This is a genomic window from Niallia sp. FSL R7-0271, assembly GCF_038005785.1.
Classification (GTDB): domain Bacteria; phylum Bacillota; class Bacilli; order Bacillales; family Cytobacillaceae; genus Niallia.
On record NZ_JBBOTZ010000001.1, the window covers coordinates 1,883,049 to 1,905,594 of the forward strand.

The window sequence follows — 22,546 nt, forward strand, 5'->3', positions numbered from 1 at the left end:
GAAAGGAGAGAAAACAATTGGGCAAAGCGACGGGTTTCATGGAATATAAAAGAGAGGAAGCGGAAGAAAGGTCTCCCCTCTCCCGCATTAACGATTTTAAGAAGTATTCTGCTCCTTTCTCTGACGAGGTGCTAAGCAGACAAGGTGCACGATGTATGGATTGCGCCACACCATTTTGCCATATCGGGATGGAAATCGGAGGAAGCACCTCCGGTTGCCCGATTCATAACTTGATTCCTGAATGGAATGATTTAGTTTATAAAGGAAGATGGAAGGATGCACTTGAAAGATTGCTGAAAACAAACAACTTCCCTGAATTTACAGGAGCAGCATGTCCTGCCCCTTGTGAAGGGTCTTGTGTCCTTGGCATTTCCGATCCAGCTGTAGCGATTAAGAATATTGAGAAAACTATTATCGATAAAGGGTTTGAAAACGGCTGGATTTCACCAAGAATACCATCACATCGTACAGGCAAGAAAGTAGCGATTGTCGGTAGCGGTCCTGCTGGCCTTGCCAGCGCTGATCAGCTTAACCAGGCGGGGCACTCTGTCACTGTATTTGAGCGCTCTGATCGTCCTGGCGGGCTTTTGATGTACGGTATCCCTAACATGAAGCTGGAGAAAAAGGATGTTGAAAGAAGAGTTAACCTCCTGACACAGGAAGGAATTGATTTTGTCACAAATACTGAAATCGGTAAAGACATTACGGCTGAAGAGCTAAAAGCTCAGTTTGATGCAGTTATCCTTTGTACTGGAGCGCAAAAGCAAAGAGATTTAAATATCGAAGGCAGAGAAGCAAATGGCGTTCATTTTGCAATGGATTATTTGACACAATCAACGAAGAGCCTGCTTGATCCAAGTCTAGGTAAACCGAGCATTGATGCAGAGGGCAAGGATGTTATCGTGATCGGCGGCGGTGATACTGGGGCAGACTGTGTTGCAACAGCACTTCGTCAAAAATGCAAAACAGTTGTTCAGTTCGGAAAACACCCACAGCTAGGATTAGCACGTGCTACTGATAATATGTGGCCTGCTTTCCCTCATGTTTTCACACTTGATTATGCGTATGAAGAAGCACAAAAGCAATTTGGTAAAGATCCTCGTGAGTACAGCATCCAAACAACGAAAATGGTGCATGACGAAGAGGGGAACCTGAAGGAGCTTCATACAGTGCAAATGGAGAAAATCAGACAAGAGGACGGCAGATTTTTATTTAAAGAGATTCCTGGCTCAGAAAAGGTTTGGCCTGCTCAGCTAGTGTTTATTGCAATTGGATTTGAAGGTCCAGAACAATCTGTTCTTTCTCAGTTTGGTGTAGATACACGCAATAACAAAATTGCCGCTAAATATGCCGAATTTGAAACAAATGTAGATGGCGTTTTTGCAGCAGGTGATGCAAGAAGAGGCCAAAGCTTAATTGTATGGGCAATAAATGAAGGCCGAGAAGTTGCGTATAAAGTAGATCAATATTTGATGGGTGTAACTTGTTTGCCAACCGTTAATGCATAATTATTTTCTGGTATCCTAAAGGATGCCAGTTTTTTTTATGGAAGAAGAATAAATCATACATAAAATGGGTAAAAAAATGAAAATGTGTTTACCCTTTTTATTATCTTTTTTCATCTAATAGTATATAATGGGTAAAAATCAAGGGCTGTCCTCGTAATAGAGCAATTAATATTTAAGTTTTTTGGACATTGCCTGCAACAATTCAAGGGGAGTGTCGGAGATGAGAGATGTAAGACTGACAGATATTTTTAAACACCATATTGCGCAGAAGTATATTACGCGATCAGGATTAGCTCATGCTCTGGCCGTAGCTTATCATGCTTTTGAGTTGGCTAAAGAAAGAAATATAGATGTGGATAATGCCGCTAAAGCAGGATTTCTTCATGATATGGGACATTATACGTGGTATAAGGACGGTAAATGGGATTATCAGCTGTATAAAAAAAATGATATTCATCCTATTAAAGGGGCAGAAAGAGCACATAAACTCCTTATAAGACTCGGTGAAAATCCGGTTAAAGCAAAAGAAATTGCATTAGCTGTTTTGTTTCATACAGACAGTTTCATTCCTGGAGGAAATGTCATCCTAACACCGCTGCAGGAAATTGTTAAAGCAGCAGACGAAAAGGATGAGGAGCCAGGCGGGCATCACCATTACCGGACGATAAGTATTAAAAGAGCAATAGAGAGCTTGGAAAGACTAGACGAAAAAATTGATAAATATATCACCCAAGACGAAGATAAAACGGAAGGAAAGTAGGCAATTATGCCCCTTTTCCTTCCGTTTTTTTGCATTATTGCATAATTGCAAAGAGCGGAAAAATAATAAAGGGAAATTAACGAATAGGAGTATTATCATGACAGCTAAAATGATACTTTATATAAGTTTGCTTCTCCCGTGGTTTTCCTTGCTGTTTGCTAATAAGAAGCGCATTAAAAAGTATATACCTGTAATAATTTTAACGGTTTTTTTAATGACAATCATTTTTCAAATAGCGTTTCATTATAAATGGTGGATTATTCATACATATATTGTTCCATGGGGATATATGATTGATGTTAGCTTCGCATATGGGCTATTTCCGGTAGGAACGTTTTGGATATTTTATTTCACAAGCAGCCGCTTTATTATTTTTACGATTACGAACATCATCATGGATACATTTATGGCATTTGCAGTGCTGCCAGGCTTAAGTAAGCTTCATATTGCTGAATATAAAGGGATTGCTCCATGGCAGTATTTTTTAATCATGTACGGACTTTCGTTTATCATATATGGTTATTATGTTTGGCAGCAGAGGATATACAAGGAAGACCCTTGAGTCTTCCTTTTTTCATTCATGATGACAATTTGGTGCTATAATAAAAAAATCATTAAGAAGTTAGAAGGGAATACAATGATAAGCACCTCTAGATATATAAAAGAATGGCAGCTTGCTCTTCAGCAGGAAATAAATCATTTAAAAAGGTTCTCCAGTACGAAAATAGCGTTATTTAATGGCCAACATCTTCAAACAGAGGAGAACTATACATATTATTTTGAAAGCATTTCTTTCGTTAAAATACCTATCGGTTCATCGGTTGTCCTTACTTGGGGGAAAGCCAAGATTAACGGCCGCATTCTGTCTTCAGATGGTAAAAGCTTAATCCTCCAGATTGACAAATCAATCGGCGATTATGTGTCAGAAGCTTTTGTTAGCCACGATCCTTGGGAGCTTTTGGAGCAGCTGATGATCCGGTTTGATGCGATTAAGGAAAATAAGACGAAAAGAATGCGAATTAAAAGGCTGATGAATCCTTCCATGCCTGCGAAGCATCCCCAGGATATGATTAAAAACCATGTTCATGATCTTTCCTTGAGAAGCAAGTATAATCCCATCACCTTTGTATGGGGACCGCCGGGAACAGGTAAAACATATACATTAGCAAGAGTTGCCCTCCAAAAATATTGGAAGGGAAAAAGGATTCTTCTCCTGTCTCAAAGCAACCAAGCAGTAGATGTGCTCATGAAGGAAATAACGAAAACAGCACAAAACAAAAAAAGATTTAAAATTGGCGATATTCTCCGGTATGGAGGCAATGCAGCAGAAATGGATATGCACGATGAAAAAATAACAACAAGTGCACTTCTTGACGAGAAGGACAAAGCTTTAGCTGTTCAAAAACAAGAATTGTTAGATGAAAAGATTAAATTAAAAAGAGATTTAGCGAGATCCTTCAGTAGCAGAGATTCACAAGCTCTACTTAAAATGGAGGAACAGATTGCAAGAGTATTAGAAAAAATACGAAAAAAAGAATTGCAGTTTATTAAAAAGGCGATGGTAGTTGGCACTACACTTGCTAAAGCTGCGACAGACCCAGCTATTTATGAGGATGAATATGATCTTATTCTCCTTGATGAAGCAAGTATGGCCTATGTGCCGCAAACAGCCTTTGCAGCTTCACTTGGAAAGCGATTGATCGTTTGCGGCGACTTTAAACAATTGCCTCCGATTGCAGCAAGCAGAAGCGAAGCAGTGAATAAATGGCTGAAAGAGGATATTTTCCATGCGTCAGGCGTTGCCGACAGTGTAGCATCTGGGTCCCTTCATCAGCATTTGCTGTTACTGAATGAACAGAGAAGGATGCATCCAAGCATATCGTCTTTTACTAATAAGCATATTTATCACTCACTTGTTTCCGATCATCCAACCGTTTCATCATCGCGAAAAGCGATCACAGAAAAAGGTCCTTTTCCGAAAGAAGCCAATATCCTCTTGGATACAAGTAATTTTGGCTATTATGGCGGCTTTGAAAAAGGCACAAAATCACGTATTAATCTCATGCATATGCTGCTCTCCTTACAGCTGATTGTAGAAGCATGGAAAAGCGGAATAAGAAGCATTGGCTATGTGACGCCATATAGAGCTCAAAGTGAACTGATGGACGCTGTTACCGCTGAACTGTTCCCTAAGCAGCTTGCTGATAGCAGTATTCAGATAGCGACAGTCCATCGTTTCCAAGGCAGTGAAAAGGATATGATTATATTTGACAGCACAGAAGGGTACCCTCATGAGCGGCCGGGAATGCTGCTGCTTGGAAAAGACAGTGACAGATTATTGAACGTGGCAATTACGAGGTCTAAGGGTAAGTTTATTCATATTGCTAACTGTGATTTCATCAAAAGAAGAGTAGGCAGAGATAAGGCTGTAAGAAAGCTTGTGGAGCATCAATGGAGTGAGAATTTACTAGTTGAACAGCAGAAAATCGGCACATGGATTAATTCCAGCCACCCGTATCTTAAATGGCAGCATGCAAAAAACACGAAAGATATATGGGAAGATATGAAGAATGGAAAAACCGTTGTTGCTGCAATGCCGGATATAGTTCAAGTTCCACAAGACTGGCTGCAGCTTTTAGAAGCAATTGCTGCAAACACATTATGCAAAGTATATGGTCCAGTAAAGAGTTTTAAAAATAAACGTGTCGATAGTATGGAATATGACGCTCCCTTTCCGTTTGTCATTGTAGATGAACACATCGTATGGATTGGTCATCCACTGCAGCTCGTGCCAGGAGCAAAGCCACCTTCCATAGCAGTCAGAATAGAATCGAAACAGCTTGCCGCCTATTTGCTTAAACAGCTGTCGTAAAATTTACGATGGTTGTTTACAGCCTTAAAGGAAACAGGGTATCATTTAATAGTAGTTTGTAAATTTTTCTGGAGGGATTGCTAAATGACTTTAAAAGAAACGATTGGGCAAGTGCTCACAACAGAAGATGCTGTAAATAAAGCACTCGAAACATACGATAGTGAAGGGTATATTACTGTCACTGACAAGGAAGCACAAGAGCAAATCCTTGCTAAGCTTGAAGATAATGGATTTTATGTGTATGATGAACAATTTATTGATGGAGTTTACCGTATCTATATTGAACTGTAAGTACATTTGACTGTTTTAGATTTGTTTATTTTTATCTCTTTATGTACAATTAATTCGTCAAGTATATAGGGGGTGTAATATGGAACAGAAGAAGAAATTCCGACAAAACAGATTATTGCTTGCATGTTTGTTGTTGCTAACGATGGGACTTGCAGCATGCGGCAGTACGAATGAAGCGGAGGATTCAAAAAGCTCTACATCTAATTCTCCAACTATTGAGGTAAATCCAATTGTGACCATTACCATGGAAGATGATTCAAAGATTGAAATCGAATTATATCCGAAAAAAGCGCCGAATACTGTCAACAACTTTGTTACACTTGTAGAAAAGGGTTACTATGATGGATTAACATTTCATCGAGTTATTCCTGACTTCATGATCCAAGGCGGAGATCCGGCGGGGAATGGCACAGGTGGTCCTGGCTATGCGATAAATGGGGAGTTCTCAGACAATGGATTTGACAATGATCTGAAGCATGAACGAGGCGTCATCAGCATGGCAAGATCAGGCGATCCAGATTCAGCAGGCTCTCAGTTTTTCATTATGACTAAAACGACAGAAAGCTTGGATGGCCAATATGCTGCATTTGGTAAAGTCATTAGCGGCATGGAAGTAGTCGACAAAATCGTTGCCGTTGACAGAGATGCTAATGATAAACCGAAGGAAGATGTTATCATGAAGAAAGTAAGTGTGGATACGAAGGGCGTTAATTTTCCAGAGCCGCAAAAGGTAGAATAGCACTAGCTTTTTTTTAAGGACAAGCAATACATTTTATTTCTTGATAGAATGTATGGTATGATAAGTTGAAACATTTGTCCCAACAAAATAGGGACAAAGATTAAAGGAGATGTAAATAATGGCAGAAAATGGATACATACTAATGCAAAACGGTGAAAAGATCGAATTCGAACTTTATCCGAACGAAGCACCAGGAACAGTAGAAAACTTCACAAAACTTGCTAAAGAAGGCTTTTATGATGGATTGACTTTCCATCGCGTTATCCCAGGCTTCGTAAGCCAAGGTGGAGACCCTAACGGCAACGGTACAGGCGGTCCTGGTTACACAATCAAATGTGAAACACAAGGCAATCCTCATACACACCAAGAAGGCTCATTATCAATGGCTCATGCTGGTAAAGACACTGGCGGTAGCCAATTCTTTATCGTACATGATCCTCAACCGCATTTAAACGGAGTACATACAGTATTCGGTAAAGTAACATCTGGAATCTCTGCTGTTAAAGCAATGAGAAACGGCGATGTTATGGAGAAAGTTGTAATCGGAGAATAATTATAGCAATACTTAGACAAACCCCTATCGAACAAAAGGATCGATGGGGGTTTGTCCTATTCTAACTGTAATTATAGATTTTACGCATCCAAATAATCACTTTTTTATTTATTTAAAGAAGTAAATAATGATCAACAATATACTGAACTATAAGCGGTCTGTACATTGCCTCAATGACCTGCATTTCTGCAAGCATCTGCTGTTGGTATTTAGTTGTACCAGATTCAGAATGGGAGCGGAACTGTGTCAATGACTCTTCCAAGTAAACAATATGCACCCCTTTAGACAGTAAACGAAACCACATTTCATAATCATGTGTATATACCATTGCAGGGTTAAAGTCTCCATATTTTTCAAAAATGGTTTTTTTGATTAAAATGGTACATCCGTTTATTGGGTTAGAGTATAAATAACCTTCATATACTGCCTTCATGGTTGAATAGTTGGCACCATTAGATGGGATTCGTACATTATTGTTACTGTCGATAATATCATAGTTTGTAAAGCTTGCGTCTAATCCTCTTTCCAACATAAATTCCATTTGCCGCTTAAGTTTTTCGGGCTTGAAAAGATCATCTGAGCTAAGCCATGCTATATACTCACCGGTCGCTTCTGCAATGCCCCTGTTCAAAGCTGTTGCAGTACCACCATTTTCTTTTCGAATATACTTTATTCGTGACCTATATGGCATAATTTTTTCTCTGTATTTAACGGAGCCATCGTCAACTAGAACTATTTCTACATTCGGATAGGTTTGATTCAAGGCACTCCTGATGGCTTGATCTACATAAGCGCAATTATAAAAAGGGATGATGATTGATATTTTCGGATACAACTTACTTCCTCCTTCTTTTTATTCCTCTGTTTGTGTAGAAATTCTTTTCAGTAATAGTAATATATGTATATCTCCTGCTTGCTGTATAGGTATGTGCTTGACTGAATTACATCATTCATCAAAGTTTTTTCTCCCTAAAAGACAAAAAAGAGGTCAAATTGGAGCACTTTTCCATATCCTATTAGAAGCATGTTAAAAAATAATGATATGAAGGGATGCTGGAAAACAACAATGAATATTCTATTTGTCTATTATGTGCCGAGCGGCGGGGTGGAAACATTAAATCGCCAACGTTCAGCTGCCCTTAAACAGGCTGGTATTAACAGCCATTTCCTATATTTCCGCAAAGCAAGAGATTTAGTTAATGACCATGAAGGACCAACATTTATCACAGATGATGATACAGAAATTAAAGCAATTTTAGATAAAGGCAATTATCAATGGATGGTAATCATTTCAGACTATAAATCGATTCCGCGCTTTCGGAATTTCGGATACACTGGCCCTATTATTTTGGAGATACAAGGGTATGGACCAAAGCATGTGGCCAGAACCGAAATGACGAACGCAGTTCCATATGTGACAACACCAAAAGTTGGGTTACTCAATCCTAAGACACCCCATATTTCTCAAATTTTCAGTGAATTATTTCCGTCCATACCAACCTACCAATTTAATAATTGTTTCGACAGCAAAAAATTCGCATATAAGCGCCTGCCAAAATCGGAGAAACCGATTGTAGCTTGGATTGGACGACTGGAGGACAATAAAAACTGGAGAGAGTTTCTGCAGATAGGAAAACAGCTCTTAAATGATGTTAATAATGGTATTCAGCTTTATATGTTTGAGGATCCTACATTATCGACACAAGAGGAGAGAGCAGCCTTTCAACTTTTAGTGGAACAGCTCCAGCTAGCTGAACATTTGACAGTACTGCCGAATATCCCGAATGAACAAATGGCAGATTATTATTCGATGATTGGAGATTCGGGCGGTTTTCTATGCTCTACATCTAAAGTGGAAGGTGCACCTTATTCTGTACTCGAAGCATTCAGCTGCAAATGTCCTGTACTTACAACAGACTCTGATGGGGTGAGAAGTTCTATTATCCATAATGTAACGGGAAAGTATTATCCGCTAGGAGATATTGAAGCGGCGTGTAAGGAAGCGAAGGAGTTGATGTTCTCCGTACCCTTGAGGGAACATATCCGAACAAGTGCTTACTTGCATTTGAGACGTGAATTCAGTCCAGAGCAGTACTGCCAGAACTTTGTTTCCATGATGAGTCATTTTGGTGTAAAACCACAGAACTAGAGAAATCAACTGGTAACTACTAAAGAGAGTCGCGCATTTCATGCACGACTCATTTTTTATCCTTGATAATAATTGATCATATCAACTAAAGAAGATGTCAGTGACCTTTCCTGCTGCCAGCCTAACCCTTTCAGTTTAACAGGGTATATCACAGGAGCAGTATCGGAAGCATCAGAACAAACTGATTTTATATCAATAGTTCTTCCTGTTAATTGTTCCAGATGCGCTAAAACATTTCCTAACGACTGGCTAACACCTGTTGTAATATCATACACTTCGTTTTTGCTTCCTTTAAGCAAGATATATTCATATGCAGACACAACATCGCGAACGTCGATAAAATCCCTTGTTGCATTAATATTTTGAACCTTGATAACTGGTGTTTTTCCATCTTTTGAAGCCTCGAGAATATTTTTAATAAAAATTGCACAAACGCCGTTAGAATTACCAGGGCCAATCAAGTTTGTTGGTTTTGCGACTCTAATGTCCATATCATACAGATTAGCCCAAGATAGAGCAATCATTGTTTGGATTGTTTTGCTTAAACTGTAAGGGTGCGGGATAGCGGATATATCCTGTGGATTGGTCTGCAAGGCTGAACCGACAATTAGAATTTTACAGTCTGGCCTGTGATTAGCTGCTGCCTGAAGCAAATAGGCTGTTGATAGCGCATTTATTTCCAGTGTTTTAACAGGATTATCCCAGGAGTCTCCGACATGATTTTGTCCTGCAAGATGCAGCAAGTAATCCGGCTTGCATGTTTCAATTAATTTATCCACATCCTGTTCGTTAGCTAAATCACATAGTAGGAGCTGTTTAATACCAGGAATGAGGGAATTTGGATTTTTAGCTGCTCCATAAACATGGTAGCCTTTTTCTGCAAAAAATCTGCAAGCATGGATTCCTGTAAACCCGCTAGCACCGGTAATTAAGATTGTTTTATTCATTTGCTTTCATCCAAGTTTTCATTTCCTTTAGCATATCCAAGTATGAGGGGGGAGTGTAGACATAATCTGTCCTCGTATTTACGATTGTCCTGTCAAGTTTATTTTCCTTATCTGGAAGGATTTTCACATCCTTTTTGTCAAACACTGTTTGGAACAGCTTTAGCAATTCGTACTTTGAAATTTTTTCTTTTACACATAAATGATAAAGACCTGTTACATTATTTTCAATCATCTTTTCAGTTGCTTTCGCCAGCTCTATGGTTGTTACACCATTCCAATATACGTGCTCATATCCATTAATTTCACCAGTCTGCTTCATAAACCACAAGAAGAGGCCAATTCCGTGTTCTTTTTGTTCAGGGCCAATTATCGAAGTTCGAATAGTCAGGTTTTCATCATCTTTAATTTCCCCGTATTGCTTTGTTTTGGAATATTGGGTAGTACCATCTGGAATACTGTCCTCTGTATAATCTCCTTCATCGCCGGAAAACACACAATCTGTACTAATATGAATCAATTTTCCGCCGTTTCTTTTCGCTAGTTTGACGAGCTGATGCGGTAAAAAGCTGTTAACTTGCATGGCAATAAAAGGATTTTTCTCGGCATCTTCGTTTAAGATGCCGATACAGTTAATGATTATATCTGGTTTTATAGATTCAATGATTTTCTCCAAAGAAATCAGATCGGTCACGTCCAGATAAATACTATCTTTATCCTGCTTATCCCTTGATGTGTAATAGACTTTAAATTTCGGATTTTTTCTGAAATAAGCTACCATTACATGTCCTGCCATCCCTTTGCCACCAAGGACTAAGAGCTTCATTTAGATAAGACCGCCTTTCGATAGCATCTCCTTGATTTCCTCTTTGCTGATTAAGCCGATGCCAGAATTATACTCATCCAGGTCAACAGGAGAGCAATTTTCATAATGCTCTTTTAACCCATCAATATGAATGGATGGCAAGATAACATAATATTCCTCATCATAAATGCATGTTGTAGTACACTCATATTTGGACAGCAGCAGCTCATGAATTTTCTCCCCTGGGCGGATTCCGAGTATTTCGGTTTTTACATTTTCTACTTGTGAAAGTTCGACTATTACATCAGCTAAGTCTATAATTCGGCATGCAGGCATTTTCATGACAAAAATCTCGCCGCCAAAGCTTTCAAATGTTGCTTTAAATACTAGTTTGATTGCCTCTTGTACGGTCAAAAAGAATCTTGTCATTTTTAGATCTGTGATGCCGACCGTTTGCTTATCACGAATTTGCTTTTTGAAGACATGGATAACACTTCCGTTTGTTCCGAGAACATTACCACCGCGAATGCAGACGAATTTCGTATCTGTATTAAGTGTGTTCGCATGAATGATTAATTTTTCTCCCATCGCTTTTGATAAACCATAGAAATTAGACGGATCAGAAGCTTTGTCTGTTGAAATATAGACGACCTTGTGGACATTTTGTGCAATCGCAGCATCTATGACATTCTGGGTGCCGATGACGTTTGTTTTTAATGCTTCAAGAGGCTGGTGTTCACAAATTGGCACGTGCTTTAAGGCTGCTAAATGGAATAAATAATCGATATTTTGGCATGCATCCATCAAGGTTTCTTTTTCTTTAATGTCACCAATAATAAAATGCAGCTTAGGATGATTGTCAAACTCTTGTTTCATCATGAATTGCACAGATTCATTTCTGGAAAAAATGCGAATTTCCTCTGGATTTTCATTGAGCAGCTGCTTCACCAGCTCATGTCCCCATGAACCAGTTCCGCCAGTAATTAAAATCTTTTTATTTTCAAACAACTTTCATTCCTCCCAATACAATTTTTACTATTTTATCTGATACATTCACATGATCATAGCCTTCAGGAAAAGACCATTTTCTTGATTGATTAACCATTGCCTGCACACAGCTTGTGATGTGTTTGCCATTCAGCCCGGACAGGATATTACTTCCGCATTCAATTGTTTCCATTCGTTCTGTAGTCTTGCGGATTGTTACAGTCGGAACATGGAATAAGCAGCATTCCTCCTGGACAGTTCCACTGTCAGTAAGCACACATAGGGCGTTTTGTTCTAGCTTCACAAAATCAAAAAATCCAAATGGCTCATAAAATTCAATTAAAGGATCAATCTTCAGCTCTTTGTTTTGTTCTATACGAGCTCTCGTGCGGGGATGTATGCTGCAAATAATCCTTTTTTTATACAATTTTGCTATCGAATTGATGCCAGTAATGATTTCCTTTAACCGATCTTTATAATCGACATTTTCCGCTCTATGTGTGGTCACAAGGAAATAATCTTGTTCTTTAAGGGAAAGTTTTTCTAATATCCCACTAGAATCAATTTGTTCTCCATAATGAAGCAGTACCTCGTAAATGGGATTTCCAGTCACAAGTATTCTGCTCGATGGGAATCCTTCCTGCATAAGATTCTGCTTGCTTTGTGGTGTGTATGGGAGATTAAAGCTAGAGACACTGTCAATTAGCTTTCTATTTTTTTCTTCTGGAACTTCCAAATCAAAGCATCGGTTTCCAGCTTCCATATGATAGACTGGAATGCCCATTCTTTCTGCTAAAATGGAGCTTAAACCACTGTTTGTATCACCAAGTACCAACACTTTATCCGGCTTTTCTCTATTTAATATCAGTTCTAATTCTTTGAATATGACGGCAAGCTGTTCTCCCAACGACTGATGCTTTTCACTAAGCACATAATCTGGCTTTCTTATTCCCATTTCCTGAAAAAATATTTCACTTAATGACGAAGTGAAGTTTTGTCCTGTATGCACAAGGATATGTTTATCTGCCAATTGATCGAGTTTGCCAATTATCAAACTAAGACGTATGATCTCTGGCCTTGTCCCCAATATTGTCAATACTTTCATTTCTCACCTCTCGTAAAGCCTGTAATGAAGAATCTCTATAACATATGCATGTCCGTACCGCATGTTCTAGGCAGCAATCCTTTTTTATAGAAAATTATGTTAATAAATGTTCATAAGTAAAAAAACTTCCCGCTAATAAAGTGGGAAGCATAAACAGTTATTTTAGTTACAGTGCAATTACTTCGTTAACCGTAACCTGTCCTAAATAATTTCCAGTGCCTGCTGCGCCTGATGTTACTGTTGAAGTAATAGTCAAAACTGCGTTAGTGCCGAGAAGCTGCAATGCAAGAAGGGCATCGCCGGATGCGATTTCTACACTTAAAGGTCCACCTGCATTCACAACATTCGTAAATACCGGTATTGTCGCAATAACAATGCCTAGTAGGTTGACGACTTCTAATATTCCGCTAACGATGACTGTTTCTGTTCCAGAAAAGGCATAGTTGACACTGACTGGCAAAGCAACATTTAAAAGACCTAACGGAAAAGTGAATCTGCTTACGAAGGTTACTGTTTGGTTCGTTGCACTATTAGGGGCCCAAATATAAGCATTGCTCCCGTCAATGAATGGGGCAGTGGCAGATGGTGTTACCACAACTGGTATTTGTGGAAATGTTCCGCCAGCAGTATTTGCGACAATAGTTGTATTGGCCGGAGTAGTATAACTTTGTAAAACGATTGGCATTTTTTCACCTCCTAGTTTTAATCTATCAGTTAGTTTTTAGGTTTAGACAATTGTTTGAACAGTGATTTCTCCTAGATAACGGCCAGTGTTGACTGGTTCGTAAGGAGTCGTGATAGGTGCAGTCACAACAGCATCAATTGTAATGTTTATCGTGCCGCCTAGTATACTTGCTGCCAATAGAGTATCAGCTGCAATTGTGCTTACGTTTAACGGATTTCCTAAATTCGTATCACCTGAGAATAAAGGAACTGTAAGAACAATGATTCCTAATACATCCAGTACCTGTAATGTTCCTGTAACAGACACAGTTTGATTTCCAGCATATGCATAAAATACTGTTAATGGCAAAGCTAGACCCAACGCTGGAGCACCTAATGAAAAGACACTGCGGAATGTTACTGTTTGGCCAGAAACACTGACTGGAGACCAAATGTAGGAGCTGTTTCCATCAATTAACGGAGTTTGTGGGCCTACAGTAACAACAGGACCAGGTGCTGTAGCAGAGTCTGCAATTCGGACAGTGTTTGTTGGATTTGTAAAGGCTTGTAATGCAACAGGCATTTATTTCACCTCCTTTCAATTTCTCGGAAGTTACAAAATAGCTTATGTGCAAAATACTAAGAAGCTTGGACAAATATTATGGGTAAAATATGGATTTTTTTAGAAAGTCCACCCATTTTACAGGCAACAGCCTATACTAGTTTTATTTATTTAAATATGAATAAAGAGACAAAGCGGAAAGGGGCTGTATATATGAAAATCCTGCTTGCGACATACTGGATCGTTCCACATGTCGGAGGAGTATGGAATTATATGAACCAATTAAAAAAACGACTTGAGGTATTAGGACATGAAGTAGATTTATTAGGGTACGGAGAATTGCATAAGTACACATATTTTGTATCAGAAGAAAAAAAGATTTTTAATGATGATTTACAAGTAGAAATAAACAGCCGTTTAGCAAGCATCCAGCATAAACCGTATATGGCAGATCCAGTTGTCACTTATTGTGAAAAACACCGGATTGGATATGAAATTGCCATTTCCAGTCTCGATTTGCTTAAGTACGATATCATTCATACACAGGATGTATTTTCAACAACTAGCTTTGGGAAGCTGCAGTTGAATGGACCTAAGTTAATTGCAACCTTGCATGGTTCAGTTGCACACGAAATGAAAGATCATCTTCTCTATGAACATGTTACAGCAACTTCCCAAATAGGCTGTACGTATTTCGATGAATTGGAGTATTTAGGAGCAACTTCTGCTGATGTAACAATTGTTGCAAACAATTGGCTTAAGGATATTCTCATCAATGAATTTCATGTACCAGCAGAGCAAATGACTGTCCTCCATTATGGATTTGATATAGAAGCTTTTTTGAACAGAATCGATCCGCAGGATAGGAGCATAACAAAACCAATTGGGAAACAAGTAATTCTTTTTACTGGAAGACTAGTTGCATTGAAAGGTGTGCACGTATTAATTGAAGCATTAAAACAGCTCAGAGGTTCTTTATCGAATTGGGTATGCTGGATTGTAGGAGAAGGTGAAAAGCTGAATGAACTTAAGCTTCAAGCTGCAGAAGCTGGTTTGGGAGATATGATTGTATTCTTTGGAAAACGAGAAGACATCCCGCAGTTTCTATCTAGGGCAGATGTCTATGTTTTGCCAAGCATGATCGAAAACCAGCCATTATCTGTTATTGAAGCACAGATTGTCGGCAAAGCATGTATTGTGAGCGATGCAGGGGGACTCCCTGAAATGATTACACATGGGTTAACAGGATTGATTGTTCCAAAAGGGAATGTCGAAGAGCTTCGGAACAGTCTTTATATGCTTTTAGTAAATAAGCAATACCAAACGTTTCTTGGAGCTAACGCCAAGCAATGGGGACTAAAGCATTGGTCCTTAGAAACTGGAGTGGAGAATATTATGGCGATTTATCGCCAAGCAACCACCCCTTAAGACTTAGAAATATTACAGTAAAGGAGAATCGAAAAATATGAAAATACTATTAGCAACCTATTGGCCCATTCCCCATGTCGGGGGAGTCTGGCATTATATGGAACAACAAAAAAGAGAATTAGAAAAACTCGGGCATGAAGTAGACCTGCTCGGGTTTAATGAAGATACAAGTGTTGTATATATCTACAATAAAGATATCTCCATTGAGAAAGAAAAAATCATGCCATTGCTCGAAGCGAAGCTGACAGAAGAAGCATATCCAGAGATCCATGCAAATGCACTAGTGAAATACACTGAATTTCAGCGCTATGTTTTTGAGCTTTCAGCGGCTTATCTTGGACTTGCAGAATACGATGTCATCCACACACAGGATGTCATTGCAACTGCAAGCCTTGCAAGGGTGTTGCCAGAGGGAACCGTGTTAGTTGCGACACTCCATGGTTCAGTGGCGCATGAAATTAGACACCAGCTGAAAGGAATGCATAAATCATCTACCGGTTATATGGCTCGAGCCTATTATGATGAAATGGAAAAGGTTGGTGCTACTGCTGCGGCGTATACAATTGTAGCAAACAACTGGATGAAAAAAATTCTAACAGAGGAGTTCCAAGTGCCAGAAGAGCAAATAAAGGTGCTGCACTATGGTTTTGACACTGATACATTCCTTTTGGAAACACAAAAGGTAAATGAATCACTGTTAATTCCTGAAGATAAAACAATTATTACCTATACGGGGCGCCTTATTGAAATGAAAGGTGTACATCATTTAATTGCTGCCTTAGGTAAGCTTAAGGAAGACAGAGACGATTGGGTTTGTTGGATTATTGGGGAAGGCGATAAACAGAAGGAATTGGAAAAACAAGTAATAGAACTAGGATTGGAGGATGATGTATTTTTCTTTGGGAATCGGAGTGATGTCCCGTATCTAGTTTCCCAGTCCGATATTTATGTATTTCCTAGTCTATTGGAAAATCAGCCACTGTCACTGGTAGAAGCACAAATTGCCGGAAAGCCTGCCATTGTAAGTGATGCAGGAGGACTTCCTGAAATGGTTGAGGACGGGGTGACAGGTTTGATCTATCCGGCTGAAGATGTAGATGCATTATACGGTTTGTTGCAGCTGCTGTTAAGTACGCCTGAATTTCAATCCATTATTGGAAATAATGCAAGAGTATGGGGACTAGAGCATTGGTCATTATCTAAAGGAGCTAAAAGTATTCTGGAAGTGTATGAGCTTGCATTAGCAAAAGGGAGGGAGGAAGGAAGGTAATGAAGTTTCCTTGGAAACAGAACATCCATAAAATTCTCCCCTTTTCTGTAAAAAAGGAAGATGTGGACAAGACGAATGATCTTAATAAAGAAGAAAACACAAATAATCATACAGATGAAAAGAAGGCTAAAAAAACACAAAGACCGCTGCAATGGCGTCAACATCAACAGTGGCAGAATTATCAAAAATGGTTCGAACAGCAGCGAGAGCAGGAAAAGCAACGAAAATTAGAACAGCAAAAAAGACTAGAACAGTACCAGAGAGTAGTAGAGCAACAAAGACTTGAAACACAACAAAGATTAGAGGCACAACAAAGTCGTAAGAACCAGCAGAAGCTCGAAACTCAACAAAGGCTTGAGGCACAGCAGAAGCTGGATACACAACAAAAGCTTGAGAAACAGCAGAAGCTCGAAACACTGCAGAAGCTTGAGGCACAGCGGAAGCTGGAAACACAACAAAAGCTCGAGACACAGCAAAGACTCGAAGCGCAGAAAAAGCTTGAAGAGCAGCAAAAACTCGAAGCGCAGAAAAAGCTAGAGGAGCAGAAAAGGCAGGAAGAACGGCAAAGAGTGTGGGAAAAAATCGATTCTGTTCTTCCTTCGGATTACAACATGCCAAACGAAAAATCGATATCTGTTTTTCAGCCGATGAAGGTAGATGCGTATCAACATTTATTTATTAGGAACTCCCCTGCTAATACCGCAGCAAAGCCGTTATTTATTGATAATCATATTATGGACCGACTTGGTGAAGTGCTACCTCAAGACTATCTTCTTCCTAATATCGGAACATTAGAGGTTTTTTCTAAGATGTCAAGTGACGTCTATAAATCTCTTTTTGTTAAAAAGCCGGGAGCAAAGCCGTTCTTTGTGGACCGGACAATATTTGATAAAATCGTAGCAGCTTTACCAGCTGATTATCACCTTCCTAACTCCCGCATGATAAAAATATTTGATGAGATGTCAAGTGACAACTATGATGATTTGTTTGAAAAAAGGGGACATACAAAAAAAGCCTTCGTGGATAGACGTTATGTAGATGAAATAACTTCGGCATTACCAATTAATTATAGAATCCCTGACACAACGGCAATCAACAAGATACCATCAGAAAAATTATGAGTTTTTTAGCGGATGGTTTGTCGCCATTCGCTTTTTTCTTATAAGGAGATGTCCATTTTTGGCTCAGTATGGGCACCCGCCATATACACGGAACACTCGAATATCATAAGCTATTAAAAATGAGTAGAGGAGCAGAAGGATGAAAGTAGCAGTTACTGGTGGAGCAGGGTTTATCGGCTCTCATTTAACAGATTATTTATTAAAAGAGGGATATGAAGTTCATATACTGGATAATTATTCGTCAGGCCATTATTTCCCTGAACATCCCAATGTGGTATTGCATGAAGTGGATATCCGCAGTGAAAGGGCACAAGCAATAATCGAAGCCGAAAAGCCTGCATTCGTATTCCATCTAGCAGCACAGGCAGATGTTACAAGGTCGATTAACAATCCATGTGAAGATGCAGATATCAATATCAACGGCACTATTAATATATTGGAAGGATGCCGGAAAGCAAATGTAAAAAAAATTATTTTTTCCTCTACATCTGCAGTGTATGGCAATCTTCAAAAAGAAACGATTGAAGAACACGATCGTACATCACCAATTTCCTATTATGGATTATCTAAATTATCTGCTGAACAATATATTCAACTTTACCAAGTATTATATGGACTGGATTTCACCATCCTGCGCTATGGAAATGTATACGGTCCAAGACAAACTGCCAAAGGAGAAGGCGGTGTTATTGCCGTTTTTATGGACAGGATTAAAGAAGGAAGCTGTTTGAAAATCCATGGAGATGGAAAACAGACACGAGATTTCGTATTTGTTGAGGATGTTGTGAAAGCAAACATCGCAGCAATGACAAGCGGCAGCAATGATATTTTTCATGTAAGTACAAATAAGCCAACAAGCATTAATCAACTTGCTGAGATTCTATTAGAACTTCATCCAGACAGCCTAGAAACCATTCATGTTACCAGCCGGACAGGTGATATTAAACACAGCTGTCTTTTAAATGAAAAATGCTGTGAACAGCTTGGATGGAAACCGGAGTACAGCATAAGTGAAGGCTTACAAAAAACCTATCATTATTATAATAATTAATAACCATTCTCCATATTGTGTTTCCTTTTCCTTGTAAAATTCAGTTTATAGTCGTATGCTGCTAGCCCCCTCTTCCATCACCTGTTTGCCTCTATGAGTTTTCATTTTGATAATGGCACACTAGTGTTATTAAAAGGAGTATGTACATGAAGCTTCATGAAATTAAAGGTGAATATGATGCTATTTATAGTTTAGGTGAAAACTGCCTGCCAGCCATGAAAATGAGACAGTTTCATCTCAGGCCATTTGCCGGTCCACTAGATTGGGTAGGGATTAGGTATGTGCACAATGTAGCCAAGCTGATTCGCACTTATTTTACCGGTTTTCTTGCAGAAGAGAACCTAGTCACTACCGGATATGCTTCAGACTCCGATTTGCTTGTATATGATATTGATAATATCATCAGCTTTAACCATGATTTTAAAACAGACAGGAATACGATTGATAATCTGATGGATTTGCCGTTTGTTAAGGAGAAGTACTACAGAAGAATCACCAGATTCATTCAGAGTGTACAGACTGATAAACGTATCTTATTCATTCGGTCAGTAGCATCCATTGAAGAAATTATTGAACTCCAATCCGCACTTCGTGAGGTTGTCAAAGGTGACTTTACACTATTAGTCGTTAATCACTATCCAGTTTCTGATCTTATTGTGCAAGAATGCAATATTGATAATGTTTGTTCTATATGGCTGCCAAATGAAGATATATGGGATGGAAATAATCATCACTGGCAACAAATTTTCGATGGAATTTCTATTCGTCCGAAATGAAGGCATGTATAAAGGAGACTTTGAGTATATGAGTGTACAAGATATGAAAGGAACATATGACGCTATTTTCAGTTTAGGAGATTTGTGCTTGGCAAGCATCCAATTGCGTAAATTTAATTTGCGTCCATTTGCAGGGCCGCTGGATTGGATGGCTTCAAATAACCTGCCAGATGTTACTAGACTGCTGGCTAACAGATTTTCAGGATATATGGAACTTCATAACCTAAAAGCAACTGGAGAGTACTCGACAGGCATCAACTCTACAGATCCACATTTAGTCATTACAGATACCGCTTACAATATTGTTTCCAGCCATGATTTTCGAGCAGACAGCAATACATTTACAAACTTTCCGGAATATTCAAAGGTAAAACAGAAGGTAGATAGACGTGTGGAAAGAATGTTAAAATTCTTTGATGAAGGAGAACGCCTGTTATTTGTTAGGACAGAAGCATCATTTTCAGATACACTTCAGCTGCAAGCTGTCTTGTCTGATATTGTTAAAAATCAGTTTCATATACTGGTCGTCAATCATAATGACAGAGAGGATATGGAAGTGAAAAGCTGGCCAATCAAAAATGTTACGGTAGTGGAAATGCCTGTATACGAAAAGTGGACAAACAATGATGATTATTGGGAAGCTTTGTTTGAAAACATTAGTGTTAAAGAACTAGATGAATAAAAAACGCTCCATTATATGGAGCGTTTTTGCTTACTTTTTTTAATCTCCTGCAGGTAATTGCCCTTGTTAGTACGATAAATCTAAGTATCTAATCGCTGGTAATTTAATTTTAAAGTGTTAATTTTTGAAATGTCTGTATTCCTTTATTACAATAATAATGAAATGTAAAAACTAAAATGGATGGGAACAAAAAGGATAAAGGAGACAGCGATGAAATTTTCAAATCAAGTCGTCATCGTAACAGGCGCAAGCAACGGAATCGGTCAAAGCATTGCAGAGCACTATTTAAAGGAAGGTGCTAAGGTTGTTTTTGCAGATGTGGATGAAGCTGCGTCTAATAAAATAATTGAAGCGTCAGCTTATTCTGAAAATGCAGCTTTCATTAAAACAGACGTAAGGCAGGAACAGGATATTATTCGGCTGATGGAAGAAACGAAACAGAGGTTTGGCAGGATTGATATTTTAGTCAATAATGCAGGCAAGTCTCTGTTTAAATCTTTTTATGATCTAACTGTGGAGGAATGGGATGACATTATAAATACAAATTTGCGGAGTGTATTTTTATGCTCCCGCGAGGCAGCTAAGATAATGAGGCACAATACAAACGGCGGCGCAATTGTGAACATGTCATCGACAAGGGCATATATGTCTGAACCGAATACAGAAAGCTATAGTGCAAGCAAAGGCGGAATTATGGCAATTACCCATGCATTGGCGAACAGTCTTGCAGATGACCGGATTGCTGTTAACAGCATTGCTCCTGGCTGGATTGAAACGAAGCATTATGATTCATTAAGGGATGTGGATCATGAGCAGCATTTATCCAAAAGAGTTGGTAAACCTTCTGATATCGCTAGAGCATGTCTATTTTTGACAGACAGAGAGATTAATTTCATCACAGGAACAAATCTTACAATAGACGGCGGGATGACGGTTAAGATGATTTATGAAGAAGATTGATTTCTAAAAAAAGCAAGGAGGGTGCAATAATGCTTAATAATTTTGATGAAGTAGTAAACAGGCGCAATACATATTCGGTTAAATGGGATGGCGGCAAGCTCATTAAGGAGATGGGTCTCACTGAGCGCTATGATGAAGAGACGATTCCCTTATTCACTGCTGACATGGACTTGCCAGTACCACAGGCTCTTGTTGATGCCTTGCATAAGACAGTTGAAAACAGAATTTACGGCTACTCCATTTTTCCAGATGAATATTATAAAGCCATCCAGCATTGGTTCAAAAAAAGACATGATTGGGACATCGATAAAGAGCATATTGTGTATAGCCCTGGCACTGTTCATGCAATTAATATGGCAATCCGTGCCTATACAGAGCCTAACGACGGCATTATTATTCAGCGTCCTGCTTATCCGCCCTTCACAACAGCAATTGAGGGGAACGGCAGAACAGTTTTGAACAACGCTCTTCTATATGATGAGCAGAGCTATTATACGATTGATTTTGCAGATTTTGAGGAAAAGGCAAGTCAAGACAGCACAAAAATGTTTATATTATGCAACCCTCATAATCCAACAGGCAGGATTTTCCGCGAAGATGAACTGAAAAGATTAGCGGAGATTTGCAAAAAGCATCAAGTATTGATAGTTGCTGATGAAATTCACGGTGATTTGATCAGAAAAAATGAAAAGTTCATTCCAATGGCGAAAATCGCTGATAATGAGATGTTAATTACTTGTACAGCCATCAACAAGACCTTCAATGTTGCTGGTCTTCATTGCACAAATATGGTCATTCCGAATTTAAAGCTGCGCAAACAATTTATAAAAACAATGGGTCACCAAATGGCATCACCGTTTACCATATCTGCGCTTATTGCTGTTTATAACGATGGAGAAGAATGGCTCGAAGATTTGAAAACATATATTGACGGCACGATGGAAATGGTGAAAGAATTTATCGACAAAAAAATGCCAAAGGTGAAAGTGGTCATACCAGAAGGCACTTATATTATGTGGTTGGATTTTTCCGCCTATAATATTACACCTGAAGAAGTCCATGATCGCATCTATAACAGAGCGAATGTCCTGTTAGAGGATGGAAGTATGTTCGGAGAAGAAGGCACAGCCTTTCAGAGAATTTGTATTCCATCACCGCGTTCACTCATTCAAACAGCGTTAGATCGAATAGCAAAGGAATTTGAAGATTTACAATAGTATATAACAGCATCATTACAAGGGCTAAGCTTCCAAATACTGTTTAAAGGTTTGCAGTTGTGTATTTTTAGGAGTATAATATTTTCATTATCGAAATTACATT

The 22,546-nt window shown here is 38.8% G+C and carries 23 protein-coding genes; 16 read left to right on the top strand and 7 right to left on the bottom strand.

Annotated elements, in window-relative coordinates:
- Positions 1-17 precede the first annotated feature (17 nt).
- The 7 genes from gltD (at position 18) to MKX82_RS09690 (ending at position 6,723) form a co-directional block, all read left to right on the top strand.
- Positions 18-1,508: a glutamate synthase small subunit gene (gltD, locus tag MKX82_RS09660; RefSeq protein WP_341076738.1), complete on the top strand. Its 1,491-nt coding sequence runs from the start codon at positions 18-20 to the stop codon at positions 1,506-1,508.
- A gap of 220 nt (positions 1,509-1,728) precedes the next feature.
- Positions 1,729-2,268, top strand: a complete 540-nt coding sequence (locus tag MKX82_RS09665; protein WP_233313922.1) for an HD domain-containing protein — start codon at positions 1,729-1,731, stop codon at positions 2,266-2,268.
- 97 nt (positions 2,269-2,365) lie between these two features.
- Positions 2,366-2,830, top strand: a complete 465-nt coding sequence (locus tag MKX82_RS09670) for a hypothetical protein (protein WP_341076743.1) — start codon at positions 2,366-2,368, stop codon at positions 2,828-2,830.
- 75 nt (positions 2,831-2,905) lie between these two features.
- Entirely contained in the window at positions 2,906-5,140 is a 2,235-nt protein-coding gene (locus MKX82_RS09675) for a DEAD/DEAH box helicase (protein ID WP_341076744.1), read from the top strand.
- A gap of 84 nt (positions 5,141-5,224) precedes the next feature.
- Positions 5,225-5,431 (top strand): hypothetical protein, encoded by a 207-nt coding sequence (locus tag MKX82_RS09680; protein ID WP_341076746.1) that lies wholly within the window; start codon positions 5,225-5,227, stop codon positions 5,429-5,431.
- A gap of 79 nt (positions 5,432-5,510) precedes the next feature.
- Entirely contained in the window at positions 5,511-6,170 is a 660-nt protein-coding gene (locus tag MKX82_RS09685) for a peptidylprolyl isomerase (protein WP_233313918.1), read from the top strand.
- 118 nt (positions 6,171-6,288) lie between these two features.
- Positions 6,289-6,723 (top strand): peptidylprolyl isomerase, encoded by a 435-nt coding sequence (locus MKX82_RS09690; protein WP_233313917.1) that lies wholly within the window; start codon positions 6,289-6,291, stop codon positions 6,721-6,723.
- A 112-nt stretch (positions 6,724-6,835) separates the two neighbouring features.
- Here MKX82_RS09690 and MKX82_RS09695 read toward each other — a convergent pair whose 3' ends face one another.
- Positions 6,836-7,558: a glycosyltransferase gene (locus tag MKX82_RS09695; protein WP_233313916.1), complete on the bottom strand. Its 723-nt coding sequence runs from the start codon at positions 7,556-7,558 to the stop codon at positions 6,836-6,838.
- A gap of 189 nt (positions 7,559-7,747) precedes the next feature.
- Here MKX82_RS09695 and MKX82_RS09700 point away from each other — a divergent pair, with 189 nt between their 5' ends.
- Complete coding sequence (locus MKX82_RS09700; protein ID WP_341076749.1) at positions 7,748-8,872, top strand: glycosyltransferase family 4 protein; 1,125 nt, start codon at positions 7,748-7,750, stop codon at positions 8,870-8,872.
- 56 nt (positions 8,873-8,928) lie between these two features.
- Here the strand turns inward: MKX82_RS09700 and MKX82_RS09705 are convergent, their stop codons facing one another.
- From MKX82_RS09705 to MKX82_RS09730, 6 genes are all read right to left on the bottom strand, one after another.
- Positions 8,929-9,819 carry an NAD-dependent epimerase/dehydratase family protein gene (locus MKX82_RS09705; RefSeq protein ID WP_341076751.1) on the bottom strand — a complete coding sequence of 297 codons (891 nt, stop codon included), beginning with the start codon at positions 9,817-9,819 and terminating at the stop codon, positions 8,929-8,931.
- On the bottom strand, positions 9,812-10,642 hold the full coding sequence (locus tag MKX82_RS09710; protein ID WP_233313913.1) for a dTDP-4-dehydrorhamnose reductase family protein: 831 nt from the start codon (positions 10,640-10,642) through the stop codon (positions 9,812-9,814). The genes MKX82_RS09705 and MKX82_RS09710 overlap by 8 nt, the downstream gene beginning before the upstream one ends.
- Complete coding sequence (locus tag MKX82_RS09715; RefSeq protein WP_233313912.1) at positions 10,643-11,629, bottom strand: polysaccharide biosynthesis protein; 987 nt, start codon at positions 11,627-11,629, stop codon at positions 10,643-10,645.
- Positions 11,622-12,713, bottom strand: coding sequence for a non-hydrolyzing UDP-N-acetylglucosamine 2-epimerase (gene wecB, locus MKX82_RS09720; RefSeq protein WP_341076754.1), 1,092 nt, complete (start codon positions 12,711-12,713; stop codon positions 11,622-11,624). Before wecB ends, MKX82_RS09715 begins: the two co-directional genes overlap by 8 nt.
- Positions 12,714-12,879: 166 nt before the next feature.
- A complete protein-coding gene (locus tag MKX82_RS09725; protein WP_233313910.1) occupies positions 12,880-13,398 on the bottom strand; it encodes a hypothetical protein in 519 nt (172 codons plus the stop codon).
- Between the two features lie 42 nt (positions 13,399-13,440).
- Positions 13,441-13,959, bottom strand: coding sequence for a hypothetical protein (locus MKX82_RS09730; RefSeq protein ID WP_233313909.1), 519 nt, complete (start codon positions 13,957-13,959; stop codon positions 13,441-13,443).
- A gap of 156 nt (positions 13,960-14,115) precedes the next feature.
- Here MKX82_RS09730 and MKX82_RS09735 point away from each other — a divergent pair, with 156 nt between their 5' ends.
- From MKX82_RS09735 to MKX82_RS09770, 8 genes are all read left to right on the top strand, one after another.
- Entirely contained in the window at positions 14,116-15,366 is a 1,251-nt protein-coding gene (locus MKX82_RS09735; protein ID WP_341076760.1) for a glycosyltransferase family 4 protein, read from the top strand.
- A gap of 37 nt (positions 15,367-15,403) precedes the next feature.
- Positions 15,404-16,636 (top strand): glycosyltransferase family 4 protein, encoded by a 1,233-nt coding sequence (locus tag MKX82_RS09740; protein ID WP_341076761.1) that lies wholly within the window; start codon positions 15,404-15,406, stop codon positions 16,634-16,636.
- Positions 16,636-17,757: a hypothetical protein gene (locus MKX82_RS09745; RefSeq protein ID WP_341076763.1), complete on the top strand. Its 1,122-nt coding sequence runs from the start codon at positions 16,636-16,638 to the stop codon at positions 17,755-17,757. Before MKX82_RS09740 ends, MKX82_RS09745 begins: the two co-directional genes overlap by 1 nt.
- A gap of 139 nt (positions 17,758-17,896) precedes the next feature.
- Entirely contained in the window at positions 17,897-18,808 is a 912-nt protein-coding gene (locus MKX82_RS09750; protein WP_233313905.1) for an NAD-dependent epimerase/dehydratase family protein, read from the top strand.
- Between the two features lie 146 nt (positions 18,809-18,954).
- Positions 18,955-19,584 carry a DUF1796 family putative cysteine peptidase gene (locus MKX82_RS09755; RefSeq protein ID WP_233313904.1) on the top strand — a complete coding sequence of 210 codons (630 nt, stop codon included), beginning with the start codon at positions 18,955-18,957 and terminating at the stop codon, positions 19,582-19,584.
- Positions 19,585-19,612: 28 nt separating this feature from the next.
- A complete protein-coding gene (locus MKX82_RS09760; RefSeq protein ID WP_233313903.1) occupies positions 19,613-20,266 on the top strand; it encodes a DUF1796 family putative cysteine peptidase in 654 nt (217 codons plus the stop codon).
- Between the two features lie 210 nt (positions 20,267-20,476).
- The gene (locus tag MKX82_RS09765; protein ID WP_341076768.1) at positions 20,477-21,226 is read left to right on the top strand and encodes a glucose 1-dehydrogenase; all 750 of its coding nucleotides are present in this window, start codon (positions 20,477-20,479) and stop codon (positions 21,224-21,226) included.
- A gap of 29 nt (positions 21,227-21,255) precedes the next feature.
- A complete protein-coding gene (locus tag MKX82_RS09770; protein ID WP_341076770.1) occupies positions 21,256-22,443 on the top strand; it encodes a MalY/PatB family protein in 1,188 nt (395 codons plus the stop codon).
- The last annotated feature ends 103 nt before the right edge of the window (positions 22,444-22,546 follow it).